A 21911-nucleotide genomic window follows, 5' to 3' on the forward strand; every position below is an offset into this window, starting at 1 on the left:
GTAGGAAGATAGGTTAGCCTTACCTAATCTTAGCGTGTTACGGTGGCAGCCGAGATCGCAGCGGACGAGCAAGGGACCCCGATGCCTGCACCAGGAACGATCCTGACGGCCCAACGGCGATCAGCGGCGGCGCCGCCCGTCGCGGCCGGGACGTGAGCGGCACCCAGGCTCGCCCCGCCCGTCGCGGCCAGGACGTGAGCGGCACCCGGGTACGCGCCGCCCTGCGCACGGCCACCGGACGCGAGGCCGCCCGATGGGTGAGCGCCGCCTGCCGCCGGGCACCCTGGCTGACGGCCGCCACCGCCGCCACCACCGTGGCGGGAGCGGCGCTCCAGGTGCTGCCCGTGCTGCTGCTCGGCCGGGTCGTCGACGGGGTGGTCGCGGGCGAGCCGCACACCATCCTCGTCACGATCGGCGTGCTCCTGGCGGGCGCGGCCCTGCTCGGCGCGGCGGCCACCGCGGCGTCGGCATACCTGATCGGGCGGCTCGGCGCGGAGCTGCTGGCACGGCTGCGCGAAGGCGCCGTGCGGGCCGTGCTGGGGCTGCCGAGCGCCCGGATCGAGCAGGTCGGCGCCGGTGACGTGCTCTCCCGCGTCGGCGACGACGTGGCCGTGGTGTCCAAGGGCATCCGGCAGGCGATCCCCACGGTGTTCTCCTCCGGGGTGCTCGTCGTCATCGCCACGGCCGGCATGTTCGGGCTGGACTGGCGGCTCGGGCTGGCGGGCGCCGGGGCGCTGCCCGCGTACGCGCTGGCGCTGCGCTGGTACCTGCCCCGCTCCGCGCCGCTCTACCGGGCGCAGCGCGAGGCCCAGGCCGACCGCGCGCAGGCGCTGATCAGTGGGCTGAACGGCATCGACACCGTCCGCGCCTACCGGCTGGAGAGCGTCTTCCGCGAGCGGGTCGGCCGCGAGTCGTGGCGGGTGCGCGACCTCGGCGTGGAGGTGTTCCGCTTCTTCGGGCGGTTCGTCGGCCGGGAGAACCGGGCCGAGTTCATCGGGCTGGTCCTGATCATCGTGGTCGGGTACGTGCTGCTGGAGGCCGGGGCCGTCACCCTGGGCGAGGCGTCGGTGGCGCCGCTGCTGTTCCACCGGCTGTTCAACCCGCTGGGCGCCATCATGTTCACCTTCGACGAGGCACAGAAGTCGGGCGCGAGCCTGACCCGGCTGGTCGGGGTGCTGAGCGAGCCGGCGGAGGAACGGCTGGTGGGCGAGCCGGCGCAAGAGCGGCCGGCGGGCGGCGCGGGTGCCACTCAGCCGACCGGCGCGGGTGCCACCAGGCCGACCGGCGCGGGGCCGTATCCGGTGGTGGTGAAGGGGCTGACGTTCGCCTACCCCGGGTCCGAGCGGCCGGTCCTGCGGGACGTGGACCTGGAGATCCCGGCCGGCGGGTCGCTCGCGCTGGTGGGCGCCACCGGCGCGGGCAAGTCGACGCTGGCGGCGCTGATCGCGGGCATCGGCGTCCCGCAGGCCGGGTCGGTGCGCATCGGCTCGACCGACCTGGCCGAGCTGGACGAGGCCGGGGCGCGGGTCCTGGTCAGCATCCTGACGCAGGAGACGCACGTCTTCTCCGGCCCGCTCGCCGACGACCTGCGCCTGGCCGCCCCGGACGCGACGGACGCCGAGCTGATGGACGCGCTGCGCACGGCCGGCGCCGGCCCGTGGGTGGCGGCGCTGCCCGACGGCCTGGACACGGTGGTCGGCGAGGGCGGCGAGCGCCTGGACGGCACGAAGGTCGCCCAGCTCGCCCTGGCCCGGCTGATCCTGGGCCGCGCGCCGGTCGTCGTGCTGGACGAGTCGACCGCCGAGGCCGGCAGCCAGGGCGCCGCCGAGCTGGAGCGGGCCGTGCTGGCCGCGTGCCGGGGCCGCACCGCGCTGTTCGTGGCGCACCGGCTGACGCAGGCGATGGCCGCCGACCGCATCGCCGTCCTGGACGCGGGCCGCGTCGTCGAGCAGGGCACCCACGAGGAGCTGCTGGCCCTGGACGGCCGGTACGCGCGGCTGTGGCGCGCATGGCGACAAGCCGCCTAGCCGGCGCCGCCGCCGCGTGCCGGACGGCAAGCGAGCGGTGGCGGCGCGCCGAGCGACAAGCGAGCAGTGGCGGCCCGTGGCACCGGCCAGCGCCGGTGACGCCGGGTGGCGAGCCAGTTGATCGACCGAAACCGAGGTGAACCGAAAGGGATGGCTGAGTCTGCGATGTTGGAACCAAGCCCTCGTCTCGTATCGCTTTCTTCCGCACGCCTGACCGGCCTGCGCCGGCGGACCGGTGACCATCCCGACCGGGCTCTCGTCGAAGCCTGCGCGATCGGGCTGGCGTACTGGGCGGCGGGCAGCAGCCCCGACGGCCTCGACCTCGCGCCCGGCACCCTGTTCACCGACGTGATCGGCTGGGCCGGCGCGGGCGGGCGCGCGCCGACGGGGTGGGAGGTCGCCGGGCGCGGCATCACCGTCCCCGAGGGCGTCGATCTGGCGGACGCGCAGCTCGCGCTGGACGACCTGGCCGACTTCCCCGACCGGCCGGTGAGCACGATCGGCCCGTCCAGCGTCGAGCAGCGGCTGCGGACCCTGGCCGAGTGGAACGACACCGGGGCGGAGCGGGACCGCCCGACGATCGTGCGGATGTTCCTCGACCAGGCCCGCGCCCGGCCGGACGCCGTGGCCATCGTGGACGAGCGCCGGTCGCTGACCTACCGCGAGGCCGCGACGCTGGCCGCCCAGCTCGCCCACCACCTGACGGCCAGGGGCCTGACCGCCGAGCAGACGGTCGGCATCTCGCTGGAGCGCTCGGCCGACATGGTGATCGGCCTGCTCGGCGTGCTCATGGCGGGGTGCGCGTTCGTGCCGCTGGATCCGGCCTGGCCCGCCGCGCGGCGGGCGGTCGTCATCGCGGACGCCGGGCTGGCGGCGCAGCTCAACCGCTCCGGCGAGCGCGCCGAGGGCGAGCCGGAGGCCGTGGCCGTCGATCTCGGCGACTGGCGGTTCGGGTCGTACCCGGCCGAGGCGCCCGAGCTCGACATCCCGGGCCCCGCCCTCGCGTACGTGATCTTCACGTCGGGCTCGACCGGGCGGCCGAAGGGCGCCATGATCCGGCACGAGGCGATCAGCGAGCGGCTGCTGTGGCAGGCCGGGGAGATCCTGGGCTTCGGCCCGGACGACGCGTCGCTGTTCAAGGCGCCGCTGTCGTTCGACATCTCCATCAACGAGATCTTCCTGCCGCTGGTGCGCGGCGGCCGGCTGGTGGTGCTGCGGCCCGGCGGCGAGCGGGACCCGCACCACCTGCTGAGCGTGATCGCCGAGCGGCGCGTCACCTTCACGTACCTGGTGTCGTCCATGCTGGACGTGCTGCTGGAGATGGCGGGCGACTCCGGCCGGCTGGGCAGCCTGCGGCACGTGTGGTGCGGCGGCGAGGTGCTGACCCCCGAGCTGTACGAGCGCTTCCGCACCCGGCTCGGCATCCCCCTCTACCACGGTTACGGCCCGGCCGAGACGACGATCGGCGTCTCGCACGTCATCTACCGGGGCGCGGCGGAGCGGCTGTCCACCTCGATCGGCAGGGCCAACCCGAACACGCAGCTGTACGTGCTGGACGACGAGCTGCGCCCGGTCCCGGTGGGCGTCGGCGGCGAGCTGTACGTGGGCGGGTTCCTGCTGGGCCGCGGGTACGTCGGCGCGCCGGGCCTGACCGCGTCCCGGTTCGTGGCCAACCCGTTCGCCTCCGACGGCTCCCGCCTGTACCGGACGGGCGACCTGGCGCGGTTCGCCCCGGACGGGTCGCTGGACTTCCTCGGCCGGGCCGACAACCAGATCAAGATCCGCGGCATGCGGCTGGAGCTGGAGGACGTCGAGGCGGGCCTGGCCGAGCATCCCGGCGTGCGGCACGCCTGCGTCGTCGCCAAGAGGAACACGGCGGGCGGCACCTACCTGGTCGGGTACGTGATCCCGGCGGCGGGCAGCGAGGATCTGCGGCCGTCGGACGTCACCGCGTGGGCCGCCGGGAACATGGTCGACTACATGGTGCCGGCGCACGTCGTCGTCATGAAGGAGTTCCCGCTCACCGAGAACGGCAAGCTGGACCGGCGCGCGCTGCCCGAGCCCGCGGTCGAGGCGGGGCCGCTCGTGGCGCCCGCGACCGAGAACGAGCGGGTGGTGTGCGCGGCGGTCGCGGCGGTGCTGGGGCTGGACGAGGTCGGCGTGGACCAGAGCTTCTTCACGCTCGGCGGCGACAGCCTGCTGGCGATCTCGCTGCTGAGCGCGCTGCGCGAGGCGGGGCTGCGGGTCACGGCGACGGACATCTTCACCGCCCCCACCGTGGGGGCGCTGGCGGCGGCGGCCCGGCGGGACGAGGGCGCCGTCGCCGACCTGGAGGACGTCGCGACCGGCCCGGTCACGGGCTCGCCCATCGTGCGCTGGCTCGGCGAGACCACCGACGCGATCGACGGCTTCGTGCAGTCGGTGGTGCTGAACACCCCGGCCGGCCTGACCCCCGAGGCGCTCGACAGGCTGCTCGGCGCGCTGCTCGACCGGCACGACATGCTGCGGGCCAGGCTGGTGCGCGGCGACCGCTGGGGCTTCGACGTCCCGGCCCCCGGCGGGGTGGCGGTGCAGCGCGGCTTCGACGTCCCGGCCCCCGGCGGGGCGGCCGTCCGGTGGGAGGAGAGCGACCTGCCGCTCGACGCGTGCGTCTCGCTCGCCGCCTCCGGCCTGGACCCGGACGCGGGCGTGATGCTCGGGGCGGTCTGGCGGCGCGCGGCCCGGCAGCTCGTCCTCGCCGCCCACCACGTGGTGATCGACGGCGTCTCGTGGCGGATCCTGATGGACGACCTGGCCACCGCCTGGCGGCAGCTCGCCTCGGGCGCGCCGATCGAGCTGCCGCCGGCCGGCACGTCGTTCCGGCGCTGGACGCAGCTGCTCGAACGCACGCCGTTCGAGCAGGACCTCGACCACTACCGGCGCCCCCTGCCGGGGCCGGACCTGCCGCTCGGCCGGCGCCGCCTGACCGGGGCCGACACCGTCGCCCGCGAGCGGTCGCGCGTCGTCACGGCCGGGCCCGAGGTGACCGCCGCGCTGCTGGGCGAGCTGCCCGCGCGCTTCCACGCCGGCGTCAACGACGTGCTGCTGACCGCGCTCGCCGTCGCCCTCGCCCGGCGGCGCCGCGACCTGGGGCAGGATCAGACGTTCGCGCACGTCGAGCTGGAGGGGCACGGCCGCGAGGGCCGGTTCGTGGCGCAGGCGGCCGGGTTCGAGCCGGAGCTGTCGCGGACCGTGGGCTGGTTCACCACGCTGTTCCCCGTGACCGTGGACCCGGGCGCGGCCGGCGACCTCACCTCGCCCGCGTACCTGACGGCCGCGCTCAAGGCCGTCAAGGAGGGTCTGGCCCGGGTACCGGGCAACGGCCTGTCCTACGGCGTGCTGCGGCACCTGGCCGGCGCCGCGTTCGACGCGCCCGCGCCGCAGGTGCTGTTCAACTACCTGGGCCGTTACGACGCGGGCGGCTCCGGGGACTGGCAGCTCGCCGGCGCCACCACCGGGCAGCTCGGCGAGCGGCGCGACCCCGGGATGCGGCTGCCGCGCGCCCTGGAGTTCAACGCGATCGCCGAGCCGGGCCCGACCGGCGCGTACGAGCTGGTCACCACCATCTCCTGGCCGGAAGGCGTGTTCACCGACGACGACGTGGCGACGATCGGCGACTACTTCCTGGCGGCCCTGTCCGGGCTGGCCGCGCTCGACGGCGGCGGCCACTCCCCCAGCGACTTCCGCCCGCTGTCCCTCACCCAGGCCGACGTGGACGCGCTCGACGGCCCGGCGCTGCTCGACGTCCTGCCGCTGACCCCGCTGCAGGAGGGCCTGTACTTCCACTCCGTCTTTGACGACGACTCGGCCGGCAGCTACGTCGAGCAGCAACTGCTCACGCTGGAGGGCGAGGTGGACGCCGGCCGGCTCGCCGCGGCGGCCACCCGGCTGCTCACGCTGTACCCGAACCTGGCCGCGCGGTTCGTGGCGCTGGCCGACGGCCGCGTGGTGTCGGTGCTGGAGAGCGGCGCGACGGCGCCGTTCCGCACGATCGAGCTGGCCGACGACGAGATCGGCGGCTACGCCGAGCGGGACCGCCGCGCCGGGTTCGACCTGGCGGCCGGGCCACTGATGCGCTACACGCTCGTCCGCACCCGCTCCGGCGGGCACGTCCTGGTGCAGACCGTGCACCACATCATCGCCGACGGCTGGTCGGTGCCGGCGATGCTGCGCGCGCTGCTCGCCGAGTACCACGCGCCCGGCAGCGGGTACCCGCGCGCCGGCTTCCCCGGCTACGTCCGCTGGCTGGCCGGGCAGGACGACGACGTGAGCGACCGGGTGTGGCGCGAGCAGCTCGCCGGGCTGCCCGGCCCCGCCCTGGTCGCCGAGGGGCACACCCCGTCCGGCCGGTTCGCCGACACCGCCGTGCGGCCGGACGGCGACCTCGACGAGGCCGCCAGGGCGGCGGGCGTGCCGCTCAGCGTCGCCGTGCACAGCGCGTGGGCGGTGACGCTCGGCGGGCTGCTGCGGCGCTCCGACGTCGTCTTCGGCTCCACCGTGTCCGGCCGCGACGCGCCGGTGCCCGGCATCGACGACATGGTGGGCCTGTTCATCAACACGATCCCCGTCCGCGCGCGGTGGGACGCCGCCACCACGTCCCGCGCGCTGCTCGGCTCCGTGCGGGAGCACCAGAGCGCGGTGCTGCCGCACCAGCACGTCTCGCTGGCCAGGATCGGCCGGCAGGCCGGGAGCGGGCCGCTGTTCGACACGCTCGTGGTCTTCGACGTGGCCACCGACGTGGACAGCCTGCGCCTGCCGGGTCACTCCCTCGCCATCACCCGGGTCGTGAACGAGGGCGCGCCGCACTACCCGCTGACCCTGGTGGTGGAGCGGGCGGCGGACGGCGGGGCGCGCTTCAACCTGATCTATGACGGTGAGCTGCTGCGGGAGAGGGGTGCCCGGGCGATCCTGGACACGTTCACCCGCGCCTTGACCGGGCTGCTGACCCGGCCGGACGCCCTCGTGCGCGACCTGGCCTCCGGCGACGCGCCGCAGGTCGTCCCTGCGACTCTGGGTGAGCTGTTCGACGCCGCCGCGCGCCGGGACCCGGCCGCCGTCGCCGTCACGCAGTGCGGGCTGGACGGTGGCAGCCGCTCGCTCACCTACGGCGAGCTGGCGGCGGCGAAGGACCGGCTGGCCGCCGTGCTGCGCGCGGCCGGGGTCGGGCCGGGCGAGCGGGTCGCGGTCGCCGTGCCGCGCTCCGTCGAGCAGGTCGTCGCCCTGGTCGCCGTCGTCAGCGCGGGCGGCGCGTACGTGCCGCTGGACCTGGCCTACCCGGACGAACGGCTCCGGTACGTGCTGTCGGACGCCGCCCCGCGCGTCGTCCTCGTGGACCGGGAACACCGCGACCGCCTCGCCGGGCTGGCGAGCGGGGCGCGGGTGCTCGTCCTGGGGGATGAACCGCTCCTGGAGACGACGGCGGGCCCCATCTGCGAGGCCCGCCCGCACGACCCCGCCTACGTGATCTACACCTCCGGCTCCACCGGCCGCCCCAAGGGCGTCGTCGTCCCGCACTCCAGCGTGGTGGCGCTGCTCGCCAACACCCGCGCCGACATGGGCTTCGGCCCGGACGACGTGTGGGTGCAGTTCCACTCCTCCTCCTTCGACTTCGCGGTGTGGGAGCTGTGGGGCGCGCTCGCGCACGGCGGCGAGCTGCTGGTGCCGGACTACGCGCTGACCCGCTCCCCCGTCGACTTCCACCGCCTGGTACGCGAGCGCGGCGTCACCGTGCTCAACCAGACCCCGTCGGCGTTCTACCGGTTCATCGAGGCCGACCGGCACGCCGGCGAGCCGATCACCTCGCTGCGCCGGATCATCTTCGGCGGCGAGGCCCTGGACCTGGAGCGGCTGCGCGGCTGGGTCGAGCGGTACGGCACCGCGTCGCCCGAGCTGGTCAACATGTACGGCATCACCGAGACCACCGTCCACGTCACCCACCGGGTGCTGACCGGCGACGACTTCACCGGCGACGACTTCGCCGGCGGCGGCTCCCCCATCGGCGGCCCCATCCTCGGCCTGGTCACGTACCTGCTGGACGACCGGCTCCGGCCGGTGCCGCCGGGGCGGGTGGGCGCCATCTACGTCGCCGGCGACCAGGTGTCGCTCGGCTACCTGGGCAGGCCGGCCCTGACGGCGGGCCGTTTCGTGGCCGACCCGTTCGCGGGTGACGGCTCGCGCATGTACCACACGGGCGACCTGGCCCGCCGCACGCTCGACGGTGAGCTGGTCTTCGCCGGGCGGGCCGACGACCAGGTGCAGCTCAAGGGGTTCCGGATCGAGCCGGGCGAGGTGGAGAGCGCGCTCAGGGAGCTGGACGGCGTGGTGGACGCGGCCGTCACGGTGGCCGGCAGCGGCGATCACCTGGTGGCGCACGTGGTGGGCGAGGTGCCCGGCGACCTGGCCCGGTCGCTGGGGGCGAAGCTGCCCGCGTACATGATCCCGGGGCGCGTGCTGCGGGTGGACGCCCTGCCGCTGACGGTCAACGGCAAGCTGGACCGCCAGGCCCTGATCGAACGCGCCGCCGCCGAGCCGGAAGCCGACGCCCCGACGCCGACGGCGCCGGAGAGCGGGCCGCCGGCGGCTGAGCAGGCGGTTGCCGCGCTCGCGGCGATCTTCGCCGCGGTGCTGCCCGGCTCCGAGGCGGACGGGGACACCGACTTCTTCCGGGCCGGGGGCGACAGCATCGTCGCCATCACCGTCGTCAACCGCGCCCGCGCGCTCGGCCTGCGGATCACCCCCAAGGACGTGTTCCTGCACCGCACGCCCCGCGCCCTCGCCGAGCACGCGGGCACGAGCACCCCACCGGCGCCGGCGCCGGCCAGGCACGAGGACGGCCCGGTGACGCCCACGCCGATCATCCTGCGCCGCCGCGAGCTGGGCGGCTCGCTCGCCCGCTTCGCCCAGGCCAGGACGCTGGCGGCGCCGGACGGCACCGGGTTCGCCGACGCCGAGCGGGCCGCGAACGCCGTCGTGGCCGCCCATCCGGCCCTGCGCCTGCGCCTGCACGTCGAGCACGGGGTGTGGACGCTGCGCACCGGCCCGGCCCCGCGCGTCGCCGTCACCCGGGCGGAGGCGATGAGCCCGGCGGAGGCGGCGAACGCGGCCGTGGACCGGCTCGACCCGGGGGCCGGGCGGATGGTCGCGTTCACCTGGCTGGAGGCGAGCCGGACGCTGGTGATCGCCGCCCATCACCTCGCCATCGACGCGGTGTCCTGGCTGATCCTGCTGGACGACCTGGCCGCCGCCATGCGCGGAACGCCCCTGGCGGCGCCCACGACGTCCTACGCCGAGTACGCCGACGCCCTGGCGACCGGCGCCGCCCAGGCGACCGGCACCCTCGGCCACTGGCTGCAGACGCTCGAAGCACCCGCGCTGCTGCCCGCGGTCGGGGGACAACGCGAGGCCACGGTGGAGATCCCGCCCGAGCTGACCACGCTCCTGACCAGGGCCGCGCCGGCCGCGCTCGGCGTCGGTCTCACCGAGCTGCTGTGCGGGGCGCTGCGGGCGGCGCTGACCCGGATCCAGCCGGAGCCCGCCGACCTGGCCGTCGAGCTGGAGCGCCACGGCCGGGTCCCGGTGCTCGGACACCACGACTACACCCGTACGGTCGGCTGGTTCACCGCCGTCGCGCCGGTGCGCCTCAGCGCGCACACCGACCCGGTCGCCGCCGCGCGCGAGGTCGCGGACCGGCTGCCGGACGAGCGCGGGCACCTCACGTACGGCCAGCTCCGGTACCTCAACCCGCAGACGGCCCCGCTGCTGCGCGCCCGCCCGCAGGTGCTGTTCAACTACCTGGGCCCGGCCAGCGAGTCCCGGGCGCTGCCCGTCGCCGGCGCGGACGGCCACGGCAGCCCGTACGCGGTGGAGGTCAACGCCTGGCTCGACCCGGACGCCGGGACCCTGCGTGCCGCCTTCACCCTGGCGGACGGCGTCCCCGACGAGCTGACCGGCCACTGGCGGCAGGCGCTGGAGCGGATCGCCGCGGCCGCCACGACGGCCGAGCGGACGGCGCCGGTGACGCCGCTGCAACGGGGCCTGTTCTTCCAGGCGCAGCTCACCGGCCCGGCCGGGCACTACGTCGCCCAGAGCTATTTCACCTTCGAGCGCCGGCTCGACGCCGATGCCCTGGCCGAGGCGATGGCGTACGTGATCGCCCGGCATCCGGTGGCGGGCGCGGGCTTCACCACCGACGCCGCCGGCGACCCGGTCCAGGTGCTCGCGGCGGGCCGGCGGGTCGATGTTCGTACGGTGGAGGTGGCGGGCGAGGCGGAGGCCGAGGCGCTGCGCGCCCGCGACCGCGACACGGGCTTCGACCCCGGCGAGCCGCCGCTGATCCGGCTGACGGTGGTGCGCCTGCCCGGCGGGCGGGACGGCCTGCTGCTCAGCTACCACCTGCTGCTGTGGGACGGCTGGTCGCGCGAGATCGTGCTGCGCGACCTGTTCGACGCGTACGCGGCGATCGTCGCGGGCGAGCCGCCGGTCCCGGTCCCGGCCACGCCCTCCTTCGAGGACCACTGCCGGGCGCTGGCCGCCCGGGACACCGCCGCGTCCGAGCGCTTCTGGGCGGAGCACCTGGCCGGCCTGCCCGGCCCGACGCTGCTGGCCGGCCCCGCCCCCGCGCTCCCGGACGAGCTGCCGCGCGCGCTGGTGCGCACGCTGTCCGCCGAGCAGTCGGAGCTGCTGCGCGCGGCGGCCAGGGCGCACGGCGTCACCCTCAACGCGGTGCTGACCGGCGCGTTCGGGCTGCTGCTCGGCGCGCACACCGGCCGCGCCGACGCGGTGTTCGGCGTGACCGTCTCGGGGCGGGAGGGCGAGGGGCTGTCCGGTATCGTGGGCGTGCTGCTCAACACCGTGCCCATGTGGACGCGGCCCCGCCCAGGAGACCCGGTGCGGGCGTACCTGGCGGAGGTGCAGGCGGCCAGGGTCGCGGCGATGGAGCACGAGCACCTGGGGCTCGGCGAGATCCAGCGCGCCGGCGGCCACGACACGCTGTTCGACAACCTGTTCGTGCTGCAGAACTTCCTGGACCTGGACGCGCTGGCCGCGCTGAACGCCCGGCACGGCATCACGGAGGTGCGGGCGGAGGACTCCACGCACTACCCGTTCACCTGGGTCGTCACGCCCGGCGAGCGGCTGACGGTCAAGCTGGAGTACCGCGACGGCGACACCGGGCGCGCCGGCCGCCTCCTGGACGACTACCTGCGGGTGCTCGGCGACCTGGCCCGGTGGAGCGGGCCCGTGGGCGCGCTGCCTGGGCTGGGGCCGGAGCCGGTGCCGGCCGGGCGCACGGACATCGGCACGGACACGGTGGTCGACCGGTTCGACCGGGCGGCGGAGCGGGATCCGGACCGGGTCGCGCTCGTGGCGCACGGCCGCGGCATGACGTTCGCCGAGCTGCGGGAGCGCAGCCGGGCGGTGGCGGGGGTGCTCGCCGGTCGCGGCCTCGGGCCGGGGGCGACGGTGGGGCTGGCGATCCCGCGCTCGCTCGACTCGATCGTGGCGCTGTTCGCCGTGCTGCGGACCGGGGCGGCGTACGTGCCGCTGGAGCTGGACCACCCGGACGAGCGGATCGCCGCGATCGTCGCGGACGCCCGCCCGCAGGTGATCCTCACCGTCAGCTCCGTCGCGCCGCGCCTCACGGGTGACCTGATCGAGCTGGACCGGCCGCTGCCGGCGGCGGAGCCGTTCGTGACGTTCGCGCCGGACGACCCCGACCGGTTGCGGCACCCGGCGTACGTGATCTACACCTCCGGCTCGACCGGCCGGCCGAAGGGCGTGGTGACGGAGTACGCGGGGCTGACGAACATGCTGATCAACCACCAGCGGCGGATCTTCGAGCCGGTGCTCGCGCGGCACGGGCACCGGGTGTTCCGGATCGCGCACACGGTGTCGTTCGCGTTCGACATGTCGTGGGAGGAGCTGCTGTGGCTCGCGGACGGCCACGAGGTGCACATCTGCGACGAGGAGCTGCGGCGGGACGCGCCCCGGCTGGTGGAGTACTGCCTGGAGCACCGGATCGACGTGATCAACGTGACCCCCACGTACGCGCAGCAGCTGGTGGCCGAGGGCCTGCTCGACGACCCGGAGCGGCGGCCGCCGCTGGTGCTGCTGGGCGGTGAGGCGGTCACCCCGGCGTTGTGGCGGCGGCTGGCGGAGACCGAGGGGACGGTCGGCTACAACCTGTACGGTCCCACGGAGTACACCATCAACACGCTGGGCGTCGGCACGTTCGAGTGCGCGGACCCGGTGGTGGGGGTGGCCATCGACAACACCGACGTGTACGTGCTGGACCCGTGGCTGCGGCCGGTGCCGGACGGGGTGCCGGGCGAGCTGTACGTGTCGGGCATCGGGATCGCGCGCGGCTATCTCGGGCAGCCGGGGCAGACCGCGCACCGGTTCGTGGCGTGCCCGTTCGGCGAGCCTGGGGAGCGCATGTACCGTACCGGTGACCTGGTGCTGCGGCGGCCGGACGGGAACCTGGCGTACCTGGGCCGCACCGACCAGCAGGTCAAGATCCGGGGGCACCGGGTGGAGCTCGGCGAGGTGGAGGCGGCGTTCGCGGCGCATCCGGCGGTGCGTTTCGCCGCCGCGGTCGCCCAGCCCGACCCGCAGGTGGACGGCGCCTACCGGCTGGCCGCCTACCTGGTGCTGGACGGCGCCGGCCTGGCGCAGGTCGCCGCCGAGGTGGGCGCGGGCCTGCCCGACTACCTGCGCCCCAGCCACTACGCCCAGGTGGCGGCCATCCCGCTGACCGTGAACGGCAAGGCCGACACCAAGGCGCTGCCGGAGGCGAGGCCGCTGGGCGCGCTGACGACGTCGGCCGAGCGCGGCCCGGCGACGGAGACCGAGCGCGCCGTGTGCGAGCTGTTCGCCGAGGCGCTGGACCTGGACGACGACGAGGTGAGCGCGGTGAGCGACTTCGTCGCGCTCGGCGGCCACTCCATGCTGGCGGTGCGGCTGGCGGGGCTGCTGCGCCGCGCGTACGGCCCCGTCATCACCATCCGTGACCTGTTCGCCCTGCGGACCCCCGAAGCGATCGCCGGGCACCTCGATGAAACCCACTGACGTCCAGGAGCCCCGCACGGGCTCCGCCATCCTGCGCACGGCGCTGCGGCGCAACGCGGGCGCCATGGCCTGGGGCACCGTCCTCATGGGCCTGTACCAGGCGGGCGAGACCGCGTTCCCCATCGCGCTCGGCCTCATCGTCGAGCACACGTTGCGGGAGCGCAGCCTCGCCTCGCTGGCCTGGTCGGTCGCGGCGCTGGCGGTGATCATCACGACGGTGTCGCTGTCGTGGCGGTTCGGGATGCGCATCCTGCAGAAGGCCAACACGACCGAGGCGCACCGCTGGCGGGTGCGGGTCGCCGACTGCGGGCTGCAGCCGGTGGCCAGGGACGTGGACCTCAAGTCCGGCGAGGTCCTGACCATCGCCACGGAGGACGCCGACCAGACCGCCGACATCATCGAGGTGGTGCCGCTGCTGATCAGCTCGCTGGTCGCGGTGCTGATCACGGCGGTCGCGCTGGGCGTCGCCAGCGTCTGGCTGGGCCTGCTGGTGATCGTGGGGACGGTCGCGATCCTGTCGATCCTCAGCCTGCTGTCCAAGCGCATCGGCGACGGCACCCGCGAGCAGCAGGCGCGGGTGGCGCGGGCGGGCGCCAAGGTCGCCGACCTGATCAGCGGTCTGCGTCCGCTGCACGGCTTCGGCGGCAACCACGCGGCGTTCCTGTCGTACCGGAGGGTGAGCACCGAGGCGAGGAACCAGGCGATCACCGTCGCTAAGGTGAACGGCGCCTACGCCGGGGCCGCGCTGGCGCTGAACGCGATCCTCGCCGCGGCGGTGACGCTGGCGGCGGGCTGGCTGGCCTTGGACGGCCGGATCACGATCGGCCAGCTCGTCATGGCCGTCGGGCTGGCGCAGTTCATCATCGAGCCTCTCAAGCTGTTCTCGGAGATGCCGAAGTACGTGATGATCGCGCGGGCGTCGGCGGAGCGGATGGCGCTGGTGCTCGCCGCTCCCCCGGTGACGACGCCGGGCGGCGGCCGCCCGTCCCCGGGCGGGGACCTGGAGGTGGACGGCGTCCGGTACGGGTCGCTGCGCGAGCTGAAGCTGCACGTGCCGGCGGGCGAGTTCGTGGCGATCGCCGCCTACCATGCGCGCGAGGCGGCCGACCTGGCCGCGATCCTCGCCGTGAAGGTGCCGCCGGACGCCTACGAGGGCGTGGTGCGGATCGGCGGCCACGAGCTGAAGGACCTCTCGGTCGAGGCGGTCCGCGAGCACCTGCTGGTCAACCCGTACGACGCGGAGATCTTCGCCGGCACCCTGCGCACGAACATCGACCCGGCGGGCACCGGCCGGAGGGTGGCCGAAGCCGTCGAGGCGTCGCTGCTGACCGACGTCGTCGCCCTGCACCCCGACGGCCTCGACCACGAGGTCCGCGACCGCGGCGCGAACCTGTCGGGCGGCCAGCGCCAGCGCCTCTCGCTGGCCCGCGCCCTGGCCGCCGACCCGGACATCCTGGTGCTGCACGACCCGACGACGGCGGTCGACGCCGTCACCGAGCAGCTCATCGCCCGCAACCTCGCGCGGCTGCGGCGCGGCCGAACCCTGATCGTCATCACCGGCAGCCCCGCCCTCCTGGACGCCGCCGGCCGCGTCCTCGTCCTCGACGGCGGCGCCGTCACCGCCGAGGGCACCCACCGCGACCTTCTGGCCACCGACGACACCTACCGGCGAGCCGTGGCTCGCTGACCACCCAGCTAGGGAAAGGACCTGACATGACCAACCCCTTCGACGACCCGGACGGCCGCTTCCTGGTGCTGGTCAACGCCGAGAACCAGCACTCGCTGTGGCCCGCGTTCGCCGAGGTGCCCGGCGGCTGGACCGTCGTCCTGCCGGAGAGCAGCCGGGCCGCGTGCCTCGACTACATCGAGCGCCACTGGACCGACCTGCGCCCGCGCTCACTGGCCGAGCGGGCCGACCTCGGCGGGTGACAGGCCGTCCAGCAGGGCGCACAGCTCGCCCGTGACGTCGTCGAGCGAGCCGGAGCCGTCGACCACCAGGTCGGGGTGCTCCGGCGGCTCGTAGACCTGGCCGAGGCCCGTCATGTTCGGCAGCCGGCCCGCCTTCGCCTGGGCGTACAGGCCCTTCGGGTCCCGGCGCACGCACACCTCGGCCGGGGTGTCCACCCACACCTCGGCGAAGTCGCCCGGCGCGAACAGGCTCCTGGCCGCCGCCCGGTCCGCCCGGTACGGCGACACCAGCGCCACGATCACGATCAGGCCGGCGTCCAGCAGGATGCGGGCCAGCTCGGCGACCCGGCGCACGTTCTCGGCGCGCCCCTCGGGGGTGAACCCGAGGTCCTTGTTCAGCCCGCTGCGCACGTTGTCGCCGTCGAGCACGTACGTGTGCAGCCCCATGCCGTGCAGCCGCCGCTCCAGCGCGTTGGCGATGGTCGACTTGCCGGCGCCCGGCAGGCCGGTCAGCCACAGGACCCTGGCCCGCTGCCCCTTCAGCCGCTGCCGGGCCTCCCGGTCCACGGTGTAGGCGTGGGGGACGACGTTGCGGCCGCGCCGCAGCGCGTGCCGGACCATGCCGGCCGCGACGGTCTCCTTGGTGACGCGGTCCACCAGCAGGAAGCTGCCGGTGTCGCGGCACTCCTGGTAGGCGTCCAGGCTGACGGGGGTGTCGGTGGTCAGCTCGACGGTGCCGATGTCGTTGAGCCCGAGCGTACGGGCGGCGAGCTGCTTGCCCGACACCACCTCCATCCGGCCGCGCACGGACGTCACCATCGCGGGCACGCCGCGGGAGCCGGCGAGCAGCAGGTAGGAGCGGCTGTGGCGGAGCGGCTCCGCGGCGGTCCAGACGAGCGTGGCGGAGTAGGCCGTCGCGGGGGCGAGCCCGTCGCGCAGGGCGTCCGGCGTGGTGAGCAGGTCGCCGCGGCGGACGTCCACGTCGTCGGCCAGCGTCACCGTCACGGGCGTGCCGGGGCCGGCCTCGCGCAGGTCGTGGCCGCCGGGGCCGAGCAGCCGGTCGATCCTGGACGCGCCGCCGCCGGCGACCGCGACGGGATCTCCCTGGCGGACGGGGCCGCCGGTCACGGTGCCGGCGAAGCCGCGGAAGCCGTCCGCGCGGATCACGTACTGGACGGGCAGCCGGTAGTCGCCGGCCGTCTCCGCGGGTGGCGGCTGCCAGGTGGCCAGCGCGTCGAGCAGGGTGGGGCCGTCGTACCAGGGCAGGCTCGGCGAGCGCTCGACGACGTTGTCGCCGCTGAGCGCGCTGGCGGGCAGCACGCTCGCGGTGACGCCGTACCCGTCGGCCGCCGCCCGCACCTCGCTCGCGAGCCGGTCGAACACGGCCTGGTCGTAGTCCAGCGCGTCGAGCTTGTTGACCACGGCGATGACGGCCCGCACGCCCATCAGCGCGCAGATGGCCAGGTGCCGGTGGGTCTGCTCGCGCACGCCCTTGGTGGCGTCCACGAGGAGCACGGCGACGTCGGCGGTGGACGCCGCGACCGCCATGTTGCGCGTGTACTGCTCGTGCCCCGGCGCGTCGGCGATGATCACGCGCCGGCCGGACGGCAGGTCCAGGAACAGGTAGGCGACGTCGATCGTGATGCCCTGCTCGTGCTCGGCCTCCAGGCCGTCGGTCAGCAGCGAGTAGTCCACCGCCCCGGCGGGGATGGTGGAGCCGCCGCGCCGGGTGCGCCGGGCGTAGTCGAGCTGGTCCTCGGTGGCGCTGCCGGTGCCGGCGAGCAACCGGCCGATGAGGGTGGACTTGCCGTCGTCGACGGAGCCGCAGGCGATCACTCGAAGCATCGGCTTCATCAGAAGTACCCCTCCGACTTCTTGCTCTCGATGGAGGTGCCGCCCTCGCCGTCGATGAGCCGGCCCGCCCGCTCGGACCTGCGGTCGCGCCGCATCTCGTCGATGACCTCGTCGAGGGTCTCGGCCTTGGACTCGACGGCGGCGGTCAGCGGGTAGCAGCCGAGGGTGCGGAAGCGGACGTGGCGCGGCCGCGGCCGCTCGCCGGGCGACAGGGGGAAGCGGTCGTCGTCCACCATGATCAGGGAGCCGTTCCGCTCGACGACGGGGCGCGGCGCGCTGAAGTACAGCGGCACCACCGGGATGTCCTCGCGCTTGATGTAGTGCCAGACGTCCAGCTCGGTCCAGTTGGACAGCGGGAAGACCCGCATCGTCTGGCCTTCGGCCAGCTCGGTGTTGGCCGACCACCAGAACTCCGGGCGCTGCGAGCGCGGCTCCCAGCGGTGGTGCGGCTCGCGCAGCGAGAAGATCCGCTCCTTGGCGCGCGAGCGCTCCTCGTCGCGCCGCGCCCCGCCGATGGCGGCGTCGAACCCGCCGTCGTCGAGCGCCCGCCGCAGGGTGACGGTCTTCATGATCCGGGTGTACTCGTGGGCGCCGTGCGTGAACGGCGTGGCCCCCTCGGGGTTGGTGTGCACCCGCAGGTCGAGCCCGAGCCGGCGGGCGGTCTCGTCGCGGAAGGCGATCATCTCGCGGAACTTCCAGCCGGTGTCCACGTGCAGGACGGGGAACGGCAGCCGGCCGGGCGCGAACGCCTTGATCGCCAGGTGCAGCAGCACCGAGGAGTCCTTGCCGATCGAGTACAGCAGCACCGGCCGGCGAAAAGCCCCGGCGACCTCGCGCAGCACGTGGATCGCCTCGGCCTCGAGCATGTCCAGGACGTCTTCTTCGGCCAAATCTCGGCCCTCCGTCGTCGTGGGTGAGCAGGGGGATTCCCATGAGCGATGCGGCTATGCTGCCCTTGAGTAACCCGTAAAAACCTCATAACGGTTATTCTCTGGGATGCAGTGTCCCGCTCCTCCGGGGAAAGGAACCGGAGACTCCCGACCAGATTGGCGGTGCGGTGATGAACGCTCGCGGCAAGCGGAGCTCCCTGACGGTGAAGGAGCTGTCCAAGAAGACGTGGAGCGACTTCGAGACGGTGCTCGGCGACAACGGAGGGGCCCGCGGGTGCTGGTGCATGCACTGGCGGCTGTCCATCTCGGAGTGGATGGAAGGCAAGGGCGAGGGGAACAAGAAGGCGATGAACCGGCTCGCCCAGCGCGATCCGGCGCCCGGCGTCATCGTCTACGACGGGGACGAGCCGGTGGCGTGGTGCTCGCTCGGGCCGCGCTCGGCGTTCCCGCGGCTCGAACGCTCGCCGATCCTGGCCGACCTCGACGACACGCCGGTGTGCGCGCTGGCGTGCGTCTTCGTGCACAAGAAGCGCCGGGGCTCCGGGCTGCTGCCGGACATCCTCGAGGCCGTGTGCGGGTACGCCGCCGACGCCGGCTACACGACCGCCGAGGGCTACCCGGTCGAGCCGCGCGACGGCAAGCGCGCGGGCGCCGACACGGCCATGACCGGAATCGCCAGCGCCTTCCTCAAGGCCGGCTTCTCCGAGGTGGCCCGCCCGCGCAAGGACCGCCCGGTCATGCGCCGCAAGCTCGGCTGACGTACGTCGTGATGAGGCGCGCGGCCGTCACTGCGGGGCCCGGCTCTGGCGGTGGCGGCGCGCCTTCTCGCGGTTGCCGCAGATGCTCATGCTGCACCAGCGGCGGCGCCCGCCCCGCGAGGAGTCCAGGAACAGCCAGCCGCACCGGCCGCAGGCCCTGATCCGGTCGTGCGGCAGCGTGAACACCGCATTCACCACCAGCAGGGACAGGGCCGCGGGGATCGCTCCCGGCGCCGACCAGTCGGCGGTGAAGCGGTGCGGCGCGGCGCCGTCCGGCTCGACCTGCCGGGCCCGCACGCCCGCCCCGGCCCGTTCCAGCAGCAGGCCGAACGGCTCGGGCGGCACGGGCGCGCCGTGCGCGATCGCGTCGAACACCGCCCACGCCTGCTCGCGCACGGCCCGCACCTCCGGAACGAGAGCGTCCGCGCCGGCCAGGGGCGGCACCGTATCAGTCGGCATCGTGTCGGCCAGACCCGCGGACACGCACCACGTCAGCACGTCGGAGGGGTCTTTCAGCAGCTCTCCGTCGGCGACCGGCTGGTGCCGGTCGTAGACGGTATTGGTGAGGTCCAGCGCCGGATGGCCGCCGACGAAGTGGGCGTCCTGCCACGGCGCCTGGACCCTGGTGGCCAGAGTAACCATCTAACCCAATGTAAAGGGTTTCTACGGCGTTGGCTAGTCTCCCTGGAACCGCCTGCGCAGCAGCACGGTCGTGGCGATCGCCGCGACCGCGAACCCGACCGAGCACCACAGGGCCCAGCGCCAGCCCTCCAGGGTGGCCGCCTCGGGCCCGCCGGCGCCGGCGGCGAAGTGCGCCGCCACCGAGGTCACCACGCCGACCCCGATGGCCAGCCCGAGCTGCTGGGAGACGTTGATCAGGGCGCCGGCCGTGGCCTGCCGCCCCTCCTCGGCGCCGTTCGTGCCCGCGATGCTCGTCGTGATCAGCGCGATGATGTGGCCGAAGGCGTTCACGGACGTGCCGATCAGGACGAGCGCGAGCCCGTACCCCTCGGGCAGCCCCACCATGACGAGGATGCCGATCGTCTCGACGACGATCCCGAACAGCAGCACGCGGTAGAGCCCGAACCGCTCGACGAACCGGCCCGCGTAGATCCCGGTGACGATCGCGATCGCGCCCGAGACGGCGAACGTCAGGCCGGTCGGCAGCGCGCCCAGGCCGAGATGCGTCTGCAGGTAGAGGGTGAGGATGAACAGCATGCCGCCGTAGGAGCAGATCAGCAGGACGTTGATCAGGTTGGCCGCGCCGATGGCGGCGGTGCGGAAGATGGAGATCGGCACGAGGGCGTGCCGCTTCCTCGACTCCACCCAGACGAACAGCGCGACGGCGGGCACCGCGACCACCGCGGCGAGCAGGATCGGGGCGGACGTCCAGCCGTACCGCTCCCCCTCGGTGAGGGCGAACACGAGCGCGACCATGCCCGTGGTGATAAGGGCGACGCCGGTGAGGTCGAGGTCGCGGGAGGCGTGCCGGTCCCGGCTCTCGTCGAGGTGGGCCTTGGCCAGCAGGCCGAAGACCAGCACGATGGGCACGTTGATCAGGAAGACGGAGCGCCAGCCGGCGAACTCGGTGAGCACTCCCCCGAGCACCATGCCGGAGACGAACCCGGCCGACAGCGCCGACCCGTACACGCCGAGCGCCCGCTCGCGTTGCGGCCCTTCCGGGATGGCCGCCTGGAGCAGCCCGAGCCCGGCCGGGGCGATGAACGCGGCGGCGACCCCTTGCAGGGCGCGGCCGGCGATGAGCGCGGACGGGGACCAGGCCAGGCCCGCCAGGAGCGAGGCCAGCAGGAAGCCGGCCAGGCTCCAGATGAACACGCGCTTCCTGCCGTACAGGTCGGCGACCCGGCCGCCGAGCAGGAGGAAGCCGCAGAAGGCGAGCGGGTAGGCCGACAGCACCCAGGCCAGGCCGCCCCCGGAGGAGAAGTCCATGGACTCGCCGATGCTGGGCGCGGCGACGTTGATGATGGAGTAGTCGAGCGCGACCAGGAACTGGGTGCCGCAGATGACGGTGAGCTGCCAGAACTGGCGGGACCGGAATCCGCTCTCAACGGTCGCTGGTGACGATTCTTGTTGCTTCATTTCCGCTCCTTTCGCTCCTGCCGGCCGTCGGCTCCCTGACGGGCGTGCGGGTGTCCGCGACGGAGCCGAGGAACAGGCGGTGCACGTGCGTCACCGCGTCGAGGACGTCGTGCTCGGCGCACGTGATGGAGATGCGCCGGGCCTGGACGGTCAGGTCCCGCACCATGACGCCGCGGCTCCTGAGCGTCTCCAGCAGGAGGCGCACCTCGGGCTGGTGGCGGCAGAAGCCGCGGCCCACCAGCGACACCCGGCCCAGCGGCCCGGACCAGCGCCGCCCGGCGAAGGCGCCGGCCGCGCACAGGTCGGCGAGCACCGCGTCCACGCGGTCCCGCCCGGCGGCGTTGACGAGGAAGCGCAGCGAGCCGGGCGGGCCGGCCTCCAGGTGGCCGAGCAGGTCCACGGGCAGCATCGGGTCGGCCAGCCGGGCGGCCAGCGTGCCCAGCGCGGCCGGGTCGACGCCGTCGAGCCGGCAGTGCAGCTGGCCGGTGCGGTGCACGACGCCGACGGCGGTGGACCGCTCGCCGCCGAGCGCGGCCGCGTGCAGGTCGGTCACCCACGTGCCGGGCGTGTCGGCGGTGCTGGAGCGCACGTGGACGGGGACCCGGTGGATGCCGGCGTACTCCACGCTGGAGTGGGCGAGCACCGTGGCGCCGCACGCGGCCAGCTCCGCCATGTCCTCGTAGGACAGGTGGTCCCATTTACGGGCCTCGGCGACGTGCCGGGGGTCGGCGGTGAACACGCCCTCGACGTCGGTGAAGATCTCGCACGCCGTGGCGCGCAAGGCGGCGGCCAGGGCGACGGCGGTGGTGTCGGAGCCGCCCCGGCTCAGCGTGGTCAGCTCGCCGCTGTCGGCGGCGATGCCCTGGAAGCCGGTCACCACGGGCACCACGCCGGACTGGACGCACGCGCGGATCGGGGCGGGATCGACGTTGACGATGCGGGCGCAGCCGTGCACCCCGTCGGTGATGATGCCGCCGTCGTGGGCGCTGAACGAGCGGGCGGGCACGCCCAGCTCGTGCAGCGCCAGCGCGAGCGCCGCCGCCGACGCCTGCTCACCCGTGCTGAGCAGCAGGTCCAGCTCCCGCGCGTGCGGGCTGTCGGTCAGGTCGCGGGCCAGGTCGAGCATGGAGTCGGTGGTGCGGCCCATCGCGGAGACCACGGCGACCACGGGCTTGTCCGCGGCGGCGATGCGCCGTGCCGCGCGGCGGATCCTGCTCGCGTCACCCAGTGATGTTCCGCCGTACTTCTGAATCACCAGGTCCATCGGTCTT

General features: G+C 74.5%; 9 protein-coding genes and 1 pseudogene. 5 read left to right on the plus strand and 5 right to left on the minus strand.

All coding sequences use genetic code 11. The features are described from left to right. The first annotated feature begins 152 nt into the window (after positions 1-152). The 4 genes from HCN51_RS26290 (at position 153) to HCN51_RS26305 (ending at position 15059) form a co-directional block, all read left to right on the plus strand. A complete protein-coding gene (locus tag HCN51_RS26290; RefSeq protein ID WP_346433804.1) occupies positions 153-2027 on the plus strand; it encodes an ABC transporter ATP-binding protein in 1875 nt (624 codons plus the stop codon). Between the two features lie 165 nt (positions 2028-2192). Beyond that, positions 2193-13130, plus strand: coding sequence for a non-ribosomal peptide synthetase (locus HCN51_RS26295; RefSeq protein WP_168012574.1), 10938 nt, complete (start codon positions 2193-2195; stop codon positions 13128-13130). After that, positions 13117-14817, plus strand: a complete 1701-nt coding sequence (locus tag HCN51_RS26300; RefSeq protein WP_168012576.1) for an ABC transporter ATP-binding protein — start codon at positions 13117-13119, stop codon at positions 14815-14817. Before HCN51_RS26295 ends, HCN51_RS26300 begins: the two co-directional genes overlap by 14 nt. A gap of 26 nt (positions 14818-14843) precedes the next feature. Beyond that, a complete protein-coding gene (locus HCN51_RS26305; protein WP_080038057.1) occupies positions 14844-15059 on the plus strand; it encodes an MbtH family protein in 216 nt (71 codons plus the stop codon). Here HCN51_RS26305 and cysC read toward each other — a convergent pair. Together cysC and cysD are read right to left on the minus strand one after the other, a co-directional pair. After that, positions 15027-16883, minus strand: a complete 1857-nt coding sequence (cysC, locus tag HCN51_RS26310) for an adenylyl-sulfate kinase (protein ID WP_206067825.1) — start codon at positions 16881-16883, stop codon at positions 15027-15029. The two genes, HCN51_RS26305 and cysC, sit on opposite strands and share 33 nt — an antisense overlap. Before the next feature lie 8 nt (positions 16884-16891). Further along, positions 16892-17800, minus strand: a pseudogene (gene cysD / locus HCN51_RS26315) (sulfate adenylyltransferase subunit CysD); the annotation flags it as partial. A gap of 152 nt (positions 17801-17952) precedes the next feature. Here cysD and HCN51_RS26320 point away from each other — a divergent pair. Further along, positions 17953-18540, plus strand: a complete 588-nt coding sequence (locus HCN51_RS26320) for a GNAT family N-acetyltransferase (protein WP_080038054.1) — start codon at positions 17953-17955, stop codon at positions 18538-18540. A 27-nt stretch (positions 18541-18567) separates the two neighbouring features. Here the strand turns inward: HCN51_RS26320 and HCN51_RS26325 are convergent, their stop codons facing one another. From HCN51_RS26325 to HCN51_RS26335, 3 genes are read right to left on the minus strand one after another with little or no spacing between them, the layout of a single operon-like run. Continuing rightward, positions 18568-19182 carry a CGNR zinc finger domain-containing protein gene (locus tag HCN51_RS26325; RefSeq protein ID WP_168012582.1) on the minus strand — a complete coding sequence of 205 codons (615 nt, stop codon included), beginning with the start codon at positions 19180-19182 and terminating at the stop codon, positions 18568-18570. Between the two features lie 33 nt (positions 19183-19215). Continuing rightward, positions 19216-20640: an MFS transporter gene (locus HCN51_RS26330; RefSeq protein WP_168012584.1), complete on the minus strand. Its 1425-nt coding sequence runs from the start codon at positions 20638-20640 to the stop codon at positions 19216-19218. After that, entirely contained in the window at positions 20606-21904 is a 1299-nt protein-coding gene (locus tag HCN51_RS26335) for an aspartate kinase (protein WP_168012586.1), read from the minus strand. Before HCN51_RS26335 ends, HCN51_RS26330 begins: the two co-directional genes overlap by 35 nt. Positions 21905-21911 lie beyond the last annotated feature (7 nt).

The organism is Nonomuraea composti, assembly GCF_012034275.1.
Taxonomy (GTDB): domain Bacteria; phylum Actinomycetota; class Actinomycetes; order Streptosporangiales; family Streptosporangiaceae; genus Nonomuraea; species Nonomuraea composti.